At 70.6% G+C, this 15,856-nt stretch carries 15 protein-coding genes, 1 pseudogene and 1 riboswitch; of the genes and pseudogenes, 3 read left to right on the forward strand and 13 right to left on the reverse strand.

Annotated elements, in window-relative coordinates:
• Positions 1-58 precede the first annotated feature (58 nt).
• The 9 genes from PZB75_RS28195 to PZB75_RS28235 form a co-directional block, all read right to left on the reverse strand.
• A complete protein-coding gene (locus PZB75_RS28195) occupies positions 59-877 on the reverse strand; it encodes a carbon-nitrogen family hydrolase (RefSeq protein ID WP_275538108.1) in 819 nt (272 codons plus the stop codon).
• Complete coding sequence (locus PZB75_RS28200) at positions 874-1,569, reverse strand: GntR family transcriptional regulator (protein ID WP_275538109.1); 696 nt, start codon at positions 1,567-1,569, stop codon at positions 874-876. The genes PZB75_RS28195 and PZB75_RS28200 overlap by 4 nt, the downstream gene beginning before the upstream one ends.
• Before the next feature lie 175 nt (positions 1,570-1,744).
• Positions 1,745-2,389, reverse strand: a complete 645-nt coding sequence (locus PZB75_RS28205) for a TetR family transcriptional regulator (protein WP_275538110.1) — start codon at positions 2,387-2,389, stop codon at positions 1,745-1,747.
• Positions 2,390-2,459: 70 nt separating this feature from the next.
• Entirely contained in the window at positions 2,460-3,392 is a 933-nt protein-coding gene (locus tag PZB75_RS28210) for an alpha/beta hydrolase (protein WP_275538111.1), read from the reverse strand.
• 94 nt (positions 3,393-3,486) lie between these two features.
• Positions 3,487-4,758, reverse strand: a complete 1,272-nt coding sequence (locus PZB75_RS28215) for an MFS transporter (protein WP_275538112.1) — start codon at positions 4,756-4,758, stop codon at positions 3,487-3,489.
• Between the two features lie 274 nt (positions 4,759-5,032).
• Entirely contained in the window at positions 5,033-5,551 is a 519-nt protein-coding gene (locus PZB75_RS28220) for a flavin reductase family protein (RefSeq protein ID WP_275538113.1), read from the reverse strand.
• A gap of 28 nt (positions 5,552-5,579) precedes the next feature.
• On the reverse strand, positions 5,580-5,924 hold the full coding sequence (locus PZB75_RS28225) for a cupin domain-containing protein (RefSeq protein WP_275538114.1): 345 nt from the start codon (positions 5,922-5,924) through the stop codon (positions 5,580-5,582).
• A gap of 41 nt (positions 5,925-5,965) precedes the next feature.
• Positions 5,966-7,420 (reverse strand): 4-hydroxyphenylacetate 3-hydroxylase N-terminal domain-containing protein, encoded by a 1,455-nt coding sequence (locus PZB75_RS28230; protein WP_275538115.1) that lies wholly within the window; start codon positions 7,418-7,420, stop codon positions 5,966-5,968.
• Positions 7,420-8,103 (reverse strand): DUF2848 family protein, encoded by a 684-nt coding sequence (locus tag PZB75_RS28235; protein ID WP_275538116.1) that lies wholly within the window; start codon positions 8,101-8,103, stop codon positions 7,420-7,422. The genes PZB75_RS28230 and PZB75_RS28235 overlap by 1 nt, the downstream gene beginning before the upstream one ends.
• Positions 8,104-8,736: 633 nt before the next feature.
• Here PZB75_RS28235 and PZB75_RS28240 point away from each other — a divergent pair.
• The 3 genes from PZB75_RS28240 (at position 8,737) to PZB75_RS28250 (ending at position 12,036) form a co-directional block, all read left to right on the forward strand.
• Positions 8,737-9,852 (forward strand): phosphotriesterase, encoded by a 1,116-nt coding sequence (locus tag PZB75_RS28240; protein WP_275538117.1) that lies wholly within the window; start codon positions 8,737-8,739, stop codon positions 9,850-9,852.
• Positions 9,849-10,919, forward strand: coding sequence for an aryldialkylphosphatase (locus PZB75_RS28245; RefSeq protein ID WP_275538118.1), 1,071 nt, complete (start codon positions 9,849-9,851; stop codon positions 10,917-10,919). Before PZB75_RS28240 ends, PZB75_RS28245 begins: the two co-directional genes overlap by 4 nt.
• 142 nt (positions 10,920-11,061) lie before the next feature.
• A complete protein-coding gene (locus PZB75_RS28250; protein ID WP_275538119.1) occupies positions 11,062-12,036 on the forward strand; it encodes an alpha/beta hydrolase in 975 nt (324 codons plus the stop codon).
• Positions 12,037-12,344: 308 nt separating this feature from the next.
• Here PZB75_RS28250 and PZB75_RS28255 read toward each other — a convergent pair.
• The 4 genes and pseudogenes from PZB75_RS28255 to PZB75_RS28270 form a co-directional block, all read right to left on the reverse strand.
• Positions 12,345-12,440, reverse strand: a pseudogene (locus PZB75_RS28255) (IS5/IS1182 family transposase); the annotation flags it as partial.
• Positions 12,441-12,548: 108 nt separating this feature from the next.
• Positions 12,549-13,556 (reverse strand): ABC transporter substrate-binding protein, encoded by a 1,008-nt coding sequence (locus PZB75_RS28260; protein WP_275538120.1) that lies wholly within the window; start codon positions 13,554-13,556, stop codon positions 12,549-12,551.
• Between the two features lie 17 nt (positions 13,557-13,573).
• Positions 13,574-14,335, reverse strand: coding sequence for an ABC transporter ATP-binding protein (locus tag PZB75_RS28265; protein WP_275538121.1), 762 nt, complete (start codon positions 14,333-14,335; stop codon positions 13,574-13,576).
• Between the two features lie 60 nt (positions 14,336-14,395).
• Positions 14,396-15,388 carry an iron ABC transporter permease gene (locus tag PZB75_RS28270; protein ID WP_275538122.1) on the reverse strand — a complete coding sequence of 331 codons (993 nt, stop codon included), beginning with the start codon at positions 15,386-15,388 and terminating at the stop codon, positions 14,396-14,398.
• A gap of 197 nt (positions 15,389-15,585) precedes the next feature.
• Positions 15,586-15,732, reverse strand: a riboswitch (cobalamin riboswitch).
• Positions 15,733-15,856 lie beyond the last annotated feature (124 nt).

Here is a 15,856-nt window from a genome sequence, read left to right on the forward strand (position 1 = left end):
CCGCGGTCATGAGTCCGTGGCCACTGCTGTCCCGCGGCCATGAGTCCTGCTGCGGCGCCTACTTCCCGGGGCCGGGGCCGGGGCCGGGCACCGCCCCGCTCGGCCAGCGGCGGTCGGCGAGCACCGGGAACTCCGCCCGGACCCGGGGCACCACCGAGGGGTCCGCCTCGCAGAACGTCACACCCTCCTCCGTCCCCGCCTCGGCCAGCACCGTGCCCCAGGGGTCCACCACGCGGCTGTGCCCGCCGAGCCGTACGTCACCGTCCTGGACCCCGACCGCGTTGCAGGCGATCAGCAGGATCTGCTGCTCCACGGCCCGGGTGGTGGTGAACAGGCGCCAGTGCGCGAGCCGCGCGGCCGGCCAGGCCGCGGGAGTGATGACGGTCCGGGCACCACGGTCGACCAGCCCGCGCCACAGCTCCGGGAACCTCAGGTCGTAACAGGTGGTGCCGCCGACCAGGCTCCATCCGACATCGGCGACGTCGAGCCGGTCGCCCGGCGTCAGCAGTTCGGCCTCCCGCGAGGCGTACCCGAAGACGTGCACCTTCCGGTAGGTGTGCGCGAGCGTCCCGTCCGGGGCGAGGAGGACCGAGGTGTTGAACAGCCGTCCCCGCCCGTCCCGTTCCAGCACGCTGCCGAGGTGGACGTGGGCGCCGAGTTCGCGCGCCCAGGTGCGGGCGAGGCCGACGGTCGGACCCGTCAGGGTCTCGGCGCGCTCCTCGTAGCGGTCGAAGGCGAAGTATCCCGCCGCCCAGAGTTCCGGCAGCACGACGAGGTCGACTCCCCGCAGCCCGCCGACCATCCGGCCCACCCTGGCCCTGCGGTCCTCGGGTGACTCCTCGGGCGGACTGGCGACCTGGACCAGGGCGATCCTCATGACAACTCCTCGTCGGTCGGTGTGTCGGCCCAGCGGACGACTTCGGGCAACTGCAGTGCGGCCAGGGTGCTGGACAGATGGAGCGCCAGCGCCCGGCACGCCCGGTCGGACCGGCCCGACCGCATCGCCTCGACGATGGCGGTGTGTTCGGCGAGCACGGTGCGCGCCCGGTTCTCGTCGTTGGCCACCGCACGCAGGCCCATGCGAACCTGCCGCTCCCGCAGGGATTCGTAGAAGCCGGCGAGGACCGGATTGCCGGCCTGCCGGACGATGGTGCGGTGGAACACCCGGTCACGTTCGATGAAGGCCACCGGATCGTCGATCAGCTCCGCCTGTTCGGCGACGAGCCGGTCGAGTTCCGTGAGGAAGTCCCGCTTCGCCGGGGTCACGCTCTGGACGGACCAGTTCTCGATCACCTCGCGGGCCTGCATCACCGCCCGCACCTCGGAGTCGGTGATCGGCGGTACGAAGGCGCCCTTCTTCGGCATGATCTGGAGGAAGCCCTCCGCTTCGAGCCGCAGCAGCGCCTCGCGCACCGGGGTCCGCGAGGTACCCGCGGAGTGGGCCACCTGGGACTCGGTCAGAAACGTTCCCTCCTCCCTGGGCAGTCCCGCGATGTGCTGCTTGAGCCATCGGTAGGTCACGTCCTGGGCCGATCCCGTCTCACCGCTGGAGGTACGCGCATTGCTCATGAGCAACATGTATACAAGTTGCCGATGACGGTTGCAAGGGGGGAGCGGCAGGGGCGGGTACGGCGCGCGTGGTGACGAAGAGCTTCGTCCAGGGCGGAACGGGTCCGGGCGCCCGGACGCGACGCCGGCCGGGGCGGGACCGATCGTGGTCGCCCCCGCCCCGGCCGGCGGGCGGTCAGGCTGTGATGGCCCGGCGTACCTCGTCGACGTAACCACGGAAGGCCGACGCCATGTCGACGCTCTCCGGCTCGATCAGCCACTGGGTCTGGAGCCCGTCCATCATGGCGAACAGCCGCTGGGCGCACGCCCGTACGTCGAGGTCCTGCCGTAGTTCCCCGTCGTCCACGCCGCGCCGCAGAGCCCGCTCGGCGTGCGCGGTGAGGCGCCGGTATCGCGCGGCGGCCCACGGCCGGGCCGGATGCTCGTCCGTTACGGCCTCTCCCGTGACGACGGTGAACATCTGTACGAGACCGGGTGCCTTGGCGTTGTACTCCACCAGCGCCACCAGGTCGGAGAGCAGCACGTGCCAGGGGACATCGGCGTCGAGGTCGATGCCGAGCCGTTCGCTGTCGCGGCGGTCGCGCTCCTCAAGGACGGCGCGCAGCAGCGCCGTCTTGCTGGGGAAGTGGTGCAGAAGGCCCGGCTGGGTCAGGCCCGAACGCTCGGCGATGCGGGCCAGCGAGGCACCCCGGAATCCATTGGCCGTGAACTCCATGAACGCCACCGCGATGATCTGGTCGCGCCGGGCGGCACCCCGTGTCACCTGTCGTCGGCCGCGGGGCGGTCCCTCTTCGGGTGGCCGTCCGGCCTCGTTGGTCACCGCCTCAGCCTACCGTTCCCGGCCCGTCGGGCGGGGGCCGGGAACGGCGGGACGGAACACCGACGGGCGGTCAGGACAGGTGGTGGCCGAGGAAGTCGATCCCTTCGGTGACCACGGGGGTGATGTCGTCCAGGTCGAAGAAGCAGTGGTCGGCGCCGGCCACGGACCGGAGGGTCACCTCGCTCCCCGCCGCCCGGAGCGCTGCGGCGAGCCGTTCGCTGTGGTGGTGCGGCACCTCCCGGTCGTCGGTCCCGTGCTGGATGAGGAACGGGGGCGCCGGCCGGTCGGCATAGGTGAGGGGACTGGCCACGCGGGCGAGCAGCGGCCACTGTTCTGAGCGGTCGCCGAGCAGCGACTCGGCGGGATCCGGCACATGCGGTGTCCCCGGGGGCGCGATCCGGTGCAGGGTCGAGAGCAGACCGGTCACATCGGTGACGCCGTACCAGTCGACGACGGCCTGTACGGCGCTGCTGGTGCCCGTGACTCCGACATTTCCCTCCAGCGGGTGGGCCGGATCGTCGGTGGGGGTGAGGCCGAGCAGGGCGGCCAGGTGTCCTCCGGCGGACTCGCCCCACACCCCGATCCGCTCCGCGTCCACGCCGAGGGTGTCGGCGAAGTGACGGACGTACCGGACAGCGGCCTTGGCGTCGTGCAGCTGGGCGGGGAACGGGGCCTCCTTGCTGTGGCGGTAGTCGATCCTGACCAGTGCGAGACCGGCCGAGAGGATTCCGCCGAAGAGCGCTTCGGGGGTGACGGTCGGCGGTGGGAAGCGCCGGTCCCCGAAGAGCCAGGCGCCTCCGTGGAGCCAGATCACCACGGCGGGTGGTGTCTTCGCGGCGGGGACGGCGACGTCCAGGAGACAGGGGCGGTAGCCGGGAGTGGCCGCGTAGGTCAGGGAGTCGAACCGCCGGACCCCGGACTCGTCGGTCACGGGCGGGGTGGGTGCGATGAACACCGGCAGCGTCCATCCGGCGCCACGGGGATACTGCGGCTGATCGGTCATGACAGATGCCTTTCGTGCGGCGCGTGCCAGGGGGCGCGCGGGAGGGTGTGGCGACCGCCGGGGAAGGGGCGGCGCGCCCGGGGCGGGGTCCGGATCACCGGACGCCCCGGATGGGCAGGACGGCAAGGGCGCTGAGGGCGGCGACGGCGGCGGCGAATCCCAGCAGCACCGGGTAGCCGCCGAAGCCGCTGATCAGGAGCCCGCCGAGGGCGGGAGCGAGGGCCTGGGGGAGGTTGGTGGCCACGTTGAGCAGCCCGAGGTCCTTGCCCGCGCTCTCGCCGCTGGGCAGCACCTCCGTCATCAGGGCCAGATCGAGGGACTGGTATCCGCCGAAGCCGAGGCCGAGCAGGGCCGCGTAGCCGTACATGCCCGTGGTGGTAGGCGAGACCAGCGGGATGACCATGGCCGCCGCCATCAGCAGTGAGCAGACCGCGACAAAGGGTTTGCGGCGGTGTACGCGGTCCGACCACGGTCCGGTGACGGCGCTGGAGATGATGACGGCGACGAGCATCACCCCGGACAGCTTCGCGACAAAACCGTTGGAGTCGGCGTCCGACAGGCCGATGTGGTCCCGCAGCAGATAGAGCTGGAACGCCTGGAGAATCCAGAAGCCGAGAGTCAGCAGGACCCGGGCGACGAAAGCCCACGCGAAGTCGGGGTGCCGGCGCGGACTGATCCACATGCCCCGGGCGAACGCCGCCCAGGACCACGGCGGCCGGGGAGCGGCGACGGTGCCGGGCTCCCGGTTGAGCCGGACGAACAGCGCCACCGCGGCGAGCACCAGGGCGGAGAGGGTGAGATGCCCCAGCCCCGCGCGCCCGGCGAAGGCCGCGGCGACCACGGCTCCGACCGTGGTGCCCACCATCGTCGCGAGACCGATGAACATCGAGGTCACACCCCGGCGTTCGGAGGGGACCCGGTCGGGGAGCACCGCCGTCAGGGGTGACTGGACGATGTTCAGGGACGACTGCACGAGAACCCACAGCACCGCCAGCAGGCCGACCGAGCCGGCCAGAGGCATCGCCGCGAGGAAGACCGCGCCGAGCACGGCGCCGAGCAGCATCCACGGCGTCCGTCGTCCGAATCGGCTGCGGGTGCGGTCGGAGAGGGCTCCGACGATCGGCTGGACGAGGAGAGTGGCGACCGATGACAGCGTGGTCACCGCGGCCAGGTTGGAGATCTTGTGTGCCGGGTCGATGTCGCTGATCTGATTCGGCAGGAACACCGAGGTGAGGGCGGAGTAGCAGACGAACAGCGCGAAGTACGCGCTGGAGAGCGAGGCCACCAGCACCCAGGGCCGGTGCGGGGGCCCGGTGGTGGCGGGAGGTGCGGGGAGGAGTTCCGCAGGGGCGGATTCGGCGACCATCGGGGGCCTTTCTGCCTGGGGCTCCGCTTGCGGCGTATGCCCGGCATCCTAAGAAGCCTACCTATTGATCGGTAGGTTTGTGACCTGATAGTTATCCCTGTCGGCGGTGAGTCCGGCGGTGAGTGCGGGGCGGCAGGTCATCGGGCGAGGGGCGGCCGGTCCGCGTGACCGTTTCGTACAAGACCGGTGGGATGTCATCAGGCGAGGGGCGGAGATCTCGCCGCGTGAGCGGCCGGTGCCCGGCGGTCGGGGGCGGGGGCGCGGGTACCTCCGGTCAGAACGACCAGAGCGGTGCTTCCTCGTGCTGGAGAGCCACCTCGGTGAACCGGCCGCCGAAGAACGCGAGGGGCTCACCGGGCCGGTCGCACATCTCCCGGACCCGGCCGACGACCACGACATGGTCGCCCGCGACGAGATGGCGGTCGACGTCGCACACCAGATGGGCGAGGGCGCCCGGCACCACGGGCAGCGAGTGCTCCCCGTCGTCGGCCGGAAGACCCGCGAAGTGGTCCTCGCCCCGCCGGGCGAAACGCAGCGCGATGTGCTGCTGGCGGGCCGAGAGGAAGCTGACGGCGAAGCGGCCGGCCCCGGTGACCGCCTCGGTGCTGCGGGCGCCGGTCGTCAGACAGACCAGCAGCAGCGGAGGGTCGAGCGATACGGACGTGAACGAGTTGACCGTCATACCGTGCCGGGTGCCGTCGGGCGCACGGGCGGTGACCACCGCCACGCCGGTGGCGAAACGGCTCATGGTGCGCCGGATGGCCGGCGGATCGAAAGGGGGGTCGGTGACCAAGATGACTCCTCGGGTGTGCGGGAAGGCGTCAGCCGGGATAGCGGACTTCGAAGGTCACGACACCCTCGTCGGAGCGCCAGGGGCCATGGGGCATGCCCGGCGGACGGCAGGCGTACATTCCCGCGGTGAACGTCCGGTTCAACGTGAGGTCGGTGAAGGAGCCCTCCAGGATGTAGACCTCCTCCCAGAAGTCGTGGCGCTGGACTCCCATGGGGGTGGAGTCCGCGCCGGGCGCGTACCGCAGGACGCGGGTGGCCGTACCACTGGTCTCGTCGCGGGCCAGGACGCGTTCGGTGATCCTCGGGTCCCCGCCGGGACAGACGGTGAAGCCGATGTCGGTCACCGGGAAGAACTCGTGGGCGGGACGGTTCATGGCAGGTGTTCCTCTCGGTCGGGTAATCGTGCCGACTCGGCTCAGGCTTCGGACCCGACGCCGTAACCGGCCAGAAAGGTCTCCACGTCGGCCACGTGCGCGTCGAATCCGTAGTTGCGGAAGGCGTAGCCCCTGACGACGAACGGGGCGCCGGCGTAGAAGAGTTCGTACTGGTGGTGCCGGCCGGCGAACTCGCTGCCCACCGCGTCCCAGACCAGCTTGAACAGCTTCACCCGGTCCTCGGCGGAAGCGGTCGGTGTGGACAGGCAGCGGTCGATGTCCGGGCGGGTCCGCGGACTCGTCATGTCGCCCACACCGGCCGGCACCTGGAGGACCCCGCCGCCGGCGAGATCGCGCAGGATCGCCAGAACCCTGGGGTACAGCTCCGACTGGAGACCCATGGCGCCGTACACCGCACGGACACCGGGGCGCCACAGCCCCTGCTCGTCGGGGGCGGCGGTGTACTCGGCGGCGAGCACGGCGGACTCCACGAGCGAGACGAGGGAGGCGAGTTCGCCGAGCTTCTCCACCACGCCCGGAAACCTGTCCACCCCGTTGACCGCGGCGATCTTGCGGGCCAGCCCGGCCAGGAACTGAAGCTTCACGGTGAAGCGGATCTGCGCCTGCCAGTTGCCGAACAGATGGGCGCCCGTGTCGAAGAACTGCCTGCGCAGCCCCGCGATGTCACGGTGGACGAAGACCCGCTCCCACGGGATGAACACGTCGTCGAACACGAGCAGCGCGTCGGTCTCGTCGAAGCGGCTGGTCAGGGGATAGTCGTAGACGCTGCTCGCACCGGGCGCGTACGGCCTCCGGCAGAGCAGCCTCAGACCCGGGGCCCCGACCGGGACCGCGAAACTGACGGCGAAGTCGGTGTCCTCCGGGCCGAGCGGCTTGATGCACGAGACCAGGATCTCGTCCGCCACGGCGCCCCCGGTGGCCAGCATCTGGGCGCCCCGCACCACGATGCCGTCGTCCCGTTCGTCGACGATCCCGACCTGTACGAGATCCCCCGCCCACGCCTGGCCGGAATCCGCCCGGGAGACCTGCGGCGGAATGATCGCGTACGAGACGTGAAGACTCTCCTCGGCGACCCGCCGCCGGTAGGCCGCCACATGGGCGCCGAAGTCACGAGTGCCCGAGGCGAACGCCTCCGGATGCGCGGCGAACGCCGACAGGAACGCGCCGACATGATCAGGACTGCGGCCCACCCAGCCGTGGCTGCGCCGCGCCCACACGGTGGCCGCCTCCCGGAAGGCGGTGAGGTCCCGCGCGCTGCGGGGAGCGGTGAACAGCCGGTTCACCGTCCTGCCGGTGGCGGGGTCGACGCATGTCATGTCCGACGCCGGGTCGGCGGCGGTGTCGAAGAGACCGGCGATCACCGACGCGATGGGCGCGAAGCCGGGATGGGTCGTCACGTCGTCGACGGCCACGCCGTCGACGTACACCTGCCGGGAATCCTTGAGGGAGGCCAGATAGTCGCATCCGGTGCGCATCACGCGTCCTTCTTCCTGAGGTCGTAGCTGTGGGCCAGGGCCTGGCCCGAGGGGAGTTCCAGTTCGAGACGCCAGTGCGTGCCGTACACGAAGGCGCCCGTGAGGAGGGGGAGAGTCCCGCAGAACATCACGAGGTCTCCGTCGGACGGACCGAGAGCGGCGGTCACCTGTTCGATCAGATCCGCCGGGTGCCGCAGGGTGGACACCGGCCCCGACTGGTACGGACGGCCGTCCACCGAGGAGCGGACGACCAGCCGGTCCCAGTCGGCGGCGGGCGACCCGGCGACGAACTCGGCCACGTCACCGCCGATGGGCTTCGGGCAGGCGGCCTTCGACGAGCCGATATGCGCTCGTTCCAGTTCACGGTCGGTGTGGTCCGACCCCACCGCGACGAAACACCTCCCGGCATGCCGCACCAGGACCGGTTCGACCTCGCCGGAGGTGCGGGGGCCCGCCACCTCGACCACCGGTTCCGTGGTGAGCAGCGCCGGATCGAGGTCGTAGAAGGCGGGAACGGTGGCGGGCGGCGGTACGCCGATCGCGGCGAGCTCGGTGATGTGCCGGTCGACCGCGTCGCGGTCGCGGGCGGTGTATCCGGCGACGACGAGCCGCCGTGGCCGGATGTGCAACTGCTCGCCGGTGCCGATGACGCGCAAGCGCGTCGATGCCGGGCATTGAGCCATCGTCAGCTCCTCCTGGTTCGTCTCGGCTGTTCAGGCCGGTCTTGCCGACGCGTCACCCGATCGAGTGGGTGACGCCGGGCCCGGAAGCCGTGCGGCCTACCGGCGGCGACCTGATGAACGTGATGTATACAAGAAGCCGACAAGGCTCACAAGGGGGGAGTGGATGCGATCGCGGCGGCGAGGGTCTCGGGTGCGAAGCCCTGACCTGCTGAAATGTCACGATAGGCTGATCAAATAAAGAAACGGTAACGAACTGACTTGTTTATAGGTTTGAGGAGTGCGCCGGCTTCCGGCGCATGACCGGAGCGCGCCCCGTCGGCGCGGCCGTCAGGTGCGACGGGGGGTGGGAGTGGGTGTGGTGCAACCGGGTTCTCACGCGCACCGGACCAGTGGTCCGTACGGTCGTTCCCGTGTCGCGGGGTCGTGGGGCCTCGCCGGGGCGTACTCGCAGTGCGAGGCTGTTTTGCTGTACCGGTGTCCCGTCAACCGGGCCCCGGGGTTCTCTCTGTGACCGTGCCGGGCTGCGGTGCCGGGCGTCCGGTGCTCGTCCTGAGAGGCTGACTGCGCCAAGAAAGGCACTTTGTTTGCGCAAAATCCTATACGATTAATTGTCTTACCTATTATATTGACCGCATGTCCACTACCGACTCGGCCGCAGGCGCGGTTCCCGTCGCCGCGGCCTCGCAGGCACCGCGGGGAACGGTCGTCACGGTCACCGGCGCGCTCTCGCCGGACGCGCTCGGCGCGGTCCTTCCGTGCGAACACCTGCTGGGCGACTTCGCCCCGCCCGGCGCGGCGGCCGGGTGCCGGGCGACGGACCGCGACCAGCCCGGGGCCGTGAGCGGACCCCGGCCGCCTGGTGAACCACTCACGATGGAACTCCTCGGCGAGGTCGCCATGGGCGTCCCCAACCAGGACGACCGGCTGCTCGACGACATCGGGCGCGCCGAGGACGAGGCCGCCGCGTTCCGCCGGGCCGGCGGCGGCACGCTGGTGGACCTCACGAGCGTCGGGCTCGGCCGCCGGCCCGCCGCCCTGCGCGGGATCTCCGAGACGACCGGCGTACACATCGTGATGGGCGCCGGGTGGTACCACCCGGCGTGGGCCGGGGGGCTCACCGGCCGGGACGCGCGGAGTCTCACCGAAGAGCTCGTACGGGATCTCACCGAGGGCGTGGACGGCGTGCGCGCCGGCGTCATCGGGCGGATCGCGGCGCTCGACCCGGACGAGTCCGCCCAGCGCGCCGTTCTCGTCGCGGCCGCGAGGGCGTCGGCCGAGACCGGCGCCGCGATCTCGCTCGACCGGTCCGACGATCCGGCCGTCCAGCGGCGTGTGCTCGATCTGCTCGCCGACGAGGGCGCGGACCTCGCCCGGGTCGTCGTCGGGTGCTGCGACGCGCTCTCGCCCCGCCCCGACGACCTCGAACCGCTCCTGGAGCGCGGCGTGTTCGTACAGTTCGACCGCCTCGGGCGGCTCCCGTCGGTGCTCAGCGTCTCCGACGACCAGGACGTCGCCGCGGCCGTGCTCGAACTCGCCCGCCGTGGCCGTGTCGGCCAGGTTCTCCTGTCGCAGGGCGTTTGTGCCAAATCACAACTCCTCGCCTGGGGTGGCGGCGGCTACGGCTTCGTCCTCCAGCAGTTCGTCCCGTACCTGAAGATGCTCGGAGCCGACGACTCCCTCGTCGAGGCCGTCACCGTGCACAACCCCGGGCGGCTCCTGACCGTCCCGACCCCGAGGGCAGACTCGTGAGCCGCTACCCGTTCGAGATCCCGGACATCGCCGGCCAGGTCCTGACCGTCGCCGGACCGGTGGACCCGGCCACGCTGGGACAGACGCTCATGCACGAGCACGTCTTCGTCGACCTGCGGCGTCCGGCGCGTTTCCGCCGACCCGGCGAGGACTCGCCCGAGGCCGCCGAACCGCTCACGCTCGCCAACCTCGCACGCACGCGGCACGGATGTCCGAACGCCGACAACGACGTGATGGACGACTTCGACGAGATGCTGTCGGAGGTGGGGGCCTTCACCCGGGCCGGCGGCGGCACCCTGGTCGAGGTGTCCCCCATCGGCCTGGGCCGGGACCCCGGCAAGCTCCTGCGACTCTCCGAGGCCGGCGGGCTCAACGTCGTCATGGGCGGCGGCTGGTACACCCCCGCCTTCCACCCGGCGGACATGGACGCGCGCGGCGTCGACGAACTCACCGACATCATCGTGCGCGATGTCGTGATCGGCGCCGACGGTACCGGCGTCCGTACCGGCGTCATCGGTGAGATCGGTGCGGAGACCGCGCCGCTCACCGACAACGAACTCAAGAGCGTGCGGGCCGGCGCACGCGCCGGCCGGATCACCGGGGCGCCCCTCACCTTCCATGTCGGCGGCGTCGGTGAGGAGAAGTTCCGGGTCCTCGACATCCTGGAGGAGGAGGGCGTCGCCCCCTCGAACGTCGTACTGGGACACGCCTCGGACGTCCTGGCGGACCCGTCGTTCGGCGAACGCCTGCTGGCCCGTGGCGTCTTCGTGGAGTTCGACTTCATGGCCTCACCCGGAAGCCCGTGGGGCCACCTGTTCCTGATGAGCGATCACAAGGTCGCCCGGGGCGTCGCGGACCTGGTGGAACGGGGCTGGGCGGAGCGGATCGTGCTCGGCCACGACGTGTGCCAGAAGATCCAGCTCAAGAAGTACGGCGGCAAGGGCTTCGACTACATCCCGCGGTACTTCCTGCCGGCCCTGCGCCGTCTCGGGGTGGCGGAGGAGGCCATCCGGTCGATCATGGTCGACAACCCGGCGCGGGCACTCACCTTCGCGCCGCCGAGGTAGCGGGCCCCTACCGTCACGTCCTCCCGGCCCGGTGTGCCTGGCCGTGTCGGACCAGGACACGACACGGTCTTCCGCGCTGATCCGATCACCGGTCCGATCACGGGTCGGACCACCACAAGCAAACTGAAGCAAGGGGAGAGTCATGCCAGTCACCCCAGTTCCCTTCGACCCGGCCCTGAACGCGGTGCTGGAGAGCATGCCTTCGGGAGACGGGCCCGCACCGTCGCTGGAGACCGTCCCGCTGATGCGTGAGGCCGGGGTCTTCCCCCAGCTGACGGTCGCGGAGGTCATCGGCACGCGTGAGATCGACGCCGAGGAGCGTACGGTCCCCGGGCCGGACGGCGCTCCGGACCTCGAAATCACCGTGCTGCGTCCGCGGTACCTGGGCGCCCCGGTACCGGGGCTCTACAACATCCACGGCGGCGGCACCATCAGCGGCCACCGCCACCAGGACATCCCGAGGATCGCCGACCTCGTGGAACAGCTCGGCGTCGTCGCCGTCTGCGTCGGATACCGCCTCGCCCCGGAGAACCCCGATCCGGCACCGGTCGAGGACTGCTACGCCGGCCTGAAGTGGATGTCGGAGAACGCCGCCGAACTCGGCGTCGACCCTTGCCGTGTCGTCGTCATGGGCGGCAGCGCGGGGGGTGGCCTGTCGGCCGGGGTCTCTCTGCTGGCCCGCGACCGCAACGGGCCACCTCTGGCTGGGCAGTTGCTGCTGTGCCCGATGCTCGACGACACCAACACGACCGTCTCCAGCCACCAGTACGACGGCACCGGCACCTGGCAGCGTGGGATCAATGTGGTCGCCTGGCAGGCGCTGCTCGGCGAGAAGGCGGGCGACCCCACGGCCGACGTGTCGGTCTACGCCGCACCCGCCCGCGCGGCGGACCTGTCAGCTCTTCCGCCGGCGTTCATCGAGGCAGGCAGCGCCGAGCTGTTCCGCGACGAGGACGTGGCCTACGCGTCCCGCATCTGGGCCGCGGGCGGAGAGGCGGAGCTGCACATCTGGAACGGAGCCTTCCACGGCTTCGACGTCTTCGCCCCCGGCCACGAGACGAGCCGGGCCGCCCTCGCGGCGCGGCTGTCGTGGCTGCGCCGCGTGCTCGGCCTCTGACTTCCTCGGGGACGGTGCATCCGTCGCGAGGACGAACCGTGCTGTTCGCGGTCGTCGCCGGCGGCCGCGAACAGCACGGTCACCATGGGTCGGACGTCCGCCTGAGGGCATTCGACGATCCGGAAATGTCGAACTCGGGGACAACGACACGGCCGACGGCACGAGCGGGGTCCCGCTGTCCTTCACGGTCGACCCGGTGACGGCCGGCACACCCTGTACGCCGGAACGTGCCCGTTACGTGCAGTGAGTCCGAGGGACAAGGACCGGCGCGAATCCACGGCGCCGACCGGCCGTCATCAGTGAGTTCTGATCCGGTGGGTGCGGGCGGCGGCCAGGTCGTGGGTGCGGCCCGGCAGCGCGGGCGAGATCCACAGCAGTGCGCCGACGGGGTCGGTGACCCGCTGGGCGGTGGATGGGCGCGTGTCCAGGGCGGGATAGCGCCCCACTGTGCTTTCTCCGATGGAGAGGCGTAAGTCCGTGCCTATGCCGTGTCCGGGCCTCTGCCGTTCTTCTCAGGAACCGTCAGCGCCTTGGCGCAGGTACGTGCCGAGCCGCTCGATCGCTGAGGGGTTGCGCGGGCTCTCGACGAGATCGGCGTAGTCCAGCGTGTAGATCCGCTTGTGCTTGATCGCGGAGACGTTTCGCAGCGGCGGGTAAGAGAGCAGGAACTTCCTTTTCTGCTCCGCGCTCGTCGAGCCGTAGTTGTTGATGACGATGACGTCCGGGTTCCTCTTCACGACCGTCTCCCAGCCGACCGCTGTCCAGGAGTCCTTGAGGTCGTGCAGGAGGTTGACGCCCCCGGCCTCGCTGATGATCTGCTCGGGTGCGGCGTAGCGGCCCGAGGTGAAGGGCTGGTCCTGGCCGCTGTCGTAGAGGAACACCGAGGGCCGGTCCGCGCCCTGGGGGGCCTTCGCTCGAACGTCGGCAACCGTTGCCTTGTACTGCTTGATCAGCTTTTGTGCGCGCTCCTCGACGCCGAAGATCGTGCCGAGGTTCTCCAGATCCGTGTAGAGCGCGTCGAGTGGCGGCATGACTCCGCGCGAGGTGCTGGTGCGGGCGTTGCGGCAGGACTCGGTGAGCAGATACGTATCGATGCCCGCCTTGTGCAGCTCGTCCGGCGTCAACGCGTTCTCGTTGAAGCCGTAGTTCCAGCCGGCGAGGACGAGGTCGGCGCGTACGGAGAGCGCTGTCTCCTTGGTGATGCGGTCTTTGGAGAGCCACTTCACCTTGTCGTATGCGTCCTTGTACGGCAGGTCCTCGACGGAACGTTTGTCGCCGGGCATGACGTAGCCCGCCATGTGGCTCTCCAGGCCGAGAGCGAACATGAGCTCGGTGATGCCGACATCGTTGGTCACCACCCGCTCGGGTCGCTTGTCGTAAGTGACCTTCTTCCCGCAGTTGGTGACGGTCACGGCTTGCGGCTCGGTGTTCTTGTCGTCGGGTGAGACTTTCGCACCGCAGCCGGTCAGCGTGAGGGCGGCGGCGAGGCCGAGCGAGGCGGTGGTCACGAGCTTGTGCACAGGAGCCTTCCGGGGAGTCAGGGAGTCAGTGAATCGAAGAGGAACTGGGTGGCGCCGGTTTCGGGGTGGCGCACCCGGTGCGCCCTTACGCCGAAGACCTCGGCGAGCAGCGCGGGGGACAGGACCTCGTCCGGGGGGCCCGAGGCGACGACGCGGCCGCCGCACAGGACGTGCAGCCGGTCGCAGTGGGCGGCGGCGAGGTTCAGGTCATGCAGGGCAGCGAGCACGGTCGGGCCACTGGCACGGACCCGGCGCAGCACATCGAGCTGGTGGGCTATGTCGAGGTGGTTCGTGGGCTCGTCCAGGACGAGGACGCGCGGCTGCTGGGTGAGCGCACGGGCGATGAGTACCCGCTGTTTCTCCCCGCCGGAGAGCGACAGGAAGCTGCGCGTGGCGAGGTGCGCCACTCCTGCCTGTTCCAGGGCCTTCAGGACGATCTGCCGGTCACCCACGGAGGTGCGCTCGCGGTGCGGCAGGCGTCCCATCGTGACGACCTCGGTGACCGTGAAGTCGAAGTCCGCGGCCGACTCCTGCGGAAGCGCGGCGAGCAGGCGCGCCGCGGCCCGGGGCGTCATGCGGTGCACATCCTCGCTGCCGACCCTGACGACTCCCGTGTCGGGGCGTCGTGCCCGGTAGACGCACCGCAGCAGCGTCGACTTCCCGCTGCCGTTGGGCCCGATCAGTCCCACGAAGGTTCCGGTGGGCGCGTCGAGGGTGACCTCGTCGACGAGCCGCGTGCCGGCCACCTCGACCGAAACGCCTTCGACGTCGAGCCGCACGTCTCCTCCTTCATGATGAACATCGATACGGGTACGGATGGTGTTGCTGGACGCCTGAACTCAGCGTCCTGTGAGCGCGTGGCCGCCACGCCGCATGAGCAGCAGGAACGCGGGCACGCCGAGGGCGGCCGTGACCACGCCGACGGGCAGCTCGGTGGGCGCGAGCAGCGCCCGCGACAGGAGGTCGGCCCACACGAGCAGTACCGCTCCGGCGAGCGGCGCGACCGCGAGTACACGGGTGTGCGAGGCGCCCACGAGCATCCGCACGAGGTGCGGAACCATCAGCCCGACGAAACCGATCGCCCCGCTCACGGCGACCACCGTGCCCGTCACAGCCGCCGTAACGACGAACAGCTCACGCCGCAGCCGCTGGGGCGGCACGCCCAGCACCGACGACGTCTCGTCACCCATCGAGAGCGCGTCCAGCGCGCCTGCCCGCAGTTTGAGCCACAGCCAGCCCGCCAGCACCGTCGCAGCCGCCAGCGGCACCTTCGGCCACGTCGCGCCGCCCAGGCTGCCGAGCAGCCACATCATCGCTGCGCGAGCCGCCTCGCCTCGCTCGGCGCTGAAGACCATGACGGTGGTGACCGCCTGGAAACCGTATGCGAGCGCCGTGCCGGTCAGGACGAGCCGCAGCGGGCTGAGCCCGAGCGGGGAGCGGGCCACCGCGTAGACGATGAGGGTCGCGGCGAGCGCCGACACGAAGGCGGAGAAGGAGAGTGCCCATACGCCGAGACCGGCGAGCGCGCCGAACAGGATGACCGCGTTGGCGCCGACAGCGGCGCCCGAGGAGATACCGAGCACGAAGGGATCGGCCAGAGCGTTCCGAACCAGCGCCTGCACCGCGACACCGACCGCGGCGAGCCCCGCGCCGACCACGGCCGCGAGTACGACGCGCGGGAAGCGGATCTCCCACACGATGGTGTACGCCCCCGCGTCGCCGGTATCAATACTCCCGCCGCTGAGGCCGGCCCACATGAGCCGCAGCACCTGGCCCCAGCCCATTCCGGTCGCTCCGAGCCCGACCCCGCACGCGAGTGAGACGACCAACACGAGTGCGAGTCCGACGACCAGCGGCGCAGTCGGTATTCGTCCGCGCGAGACTTCCGCGGGGACAGAGAGAGCGGCGGTGCGGGGCAAAACGGGCGCACATCCTCCGGGTTGGTGCCACCGGTGGAACGCGCAGGGCAGGCACCAGAAGAGCCCGGGGGCTCTGAGAGGTCCCTGCTCGCAGTCCGCGGCGAGCGGTTGACGGGTTGCTCACCTGCCGCGGGTCATCGGACTTGCGTGGCCGACGTGGGCCGCGCACACCGTTGCGGGTCAGCGCCGGATTCTCACCGGTCTTCCCCCGCGGGAGGCACAGGAAGCGTAACAAGACGGCAAGGGCGCGCCTTGACCTCCCCAGGCTTCGGCGCGCCCCTTTCACTCCTGCTCAGAAGAGTGATCGTTATGGTTCCTGCCCCGAGTCCCTCCAAGCACACCGGCTGCCCACGGCCGATCCTGGCCGGCTCCCGCCACGTA

Origin of the sequence: Streptomyces sp. AM 4-1-1 (assembly GCF_029167625.1) — a bacterium.
Lineage (GTDB): Bacteria > Actinomycetota > Actinomycetes > Streptomycetales > Streptomycetaceae > Streptomyces.

Excerpts from the sequence above, each read along its gene's own strand:
- PZB75_RS28195 (WP_275538108.1), bottom strand. The coding sequence starts at position 877 with ATGAGGATCGCCCTGGTCCAGGTCGCCAGTCCGCCCGAGGAGTCACCC.
- PZB75_RS28200 (WP_275538109.1), bottom strand. The coding sequence starts at position 1,569 with ATGAGCAATGCGCGTACCTCCAGCGGTGAGACGGGATCGGCCCAGGAC.
- PZB75_RS28210 (WP_275538111.1), bottom strand. The coding sequence starts at position 3,392 with ATGACCGATCAGCCGCAGTATCCCCGTGGCGCCGGATGGACGCTGCCG.
- PZB75_RS28215 (WP_275538112.1), bottom strand. The coding sequence starts at position 4,758 with ATGGTCGCCGAATCCGCCCCTGCGGAACTCCTCCCCGCACCTCCCGCC.
- PZB75_RS28225 (WP_275538114.1), bottom strand. The coding sequence starts at position 5,924 with ATGAACCGTCCCGCCCACGAGTTCTTCCCGGTGACCGACATCGGCTTC.
- PZB75_RS28230 (WP_275538115.1), bottom strand. The coding sequence starts at position 7,420 with ATGCGCACCGGATGCGACTATCTGGCCTCCCTCAAGGATTCCCGGCAG.
- PZB75_RS28235 (WP_275538116.1), bottom strand. The coding sequence starts at position 8,103 with ATGGCTCAATGCCCGGCATCGACGCGCTTGCGCGTCATCGGCACCGGC.
- PZB75_RS28240 (WP_275538117.1), top strand. The coding sequence starts at position 8,737 with ATGTCCACTACCGACTCGGCCGCAGGCGCGGTTCCCGTCGCCGCGGCC.
- PZB75_RS28250 (WP_275538119.1), top strand. The coding sequence starts at position 11,062 with ATGCCAGTCACCCCAGTTCCCTTCGACCCGGCCCTGAACGCGGTGCTG.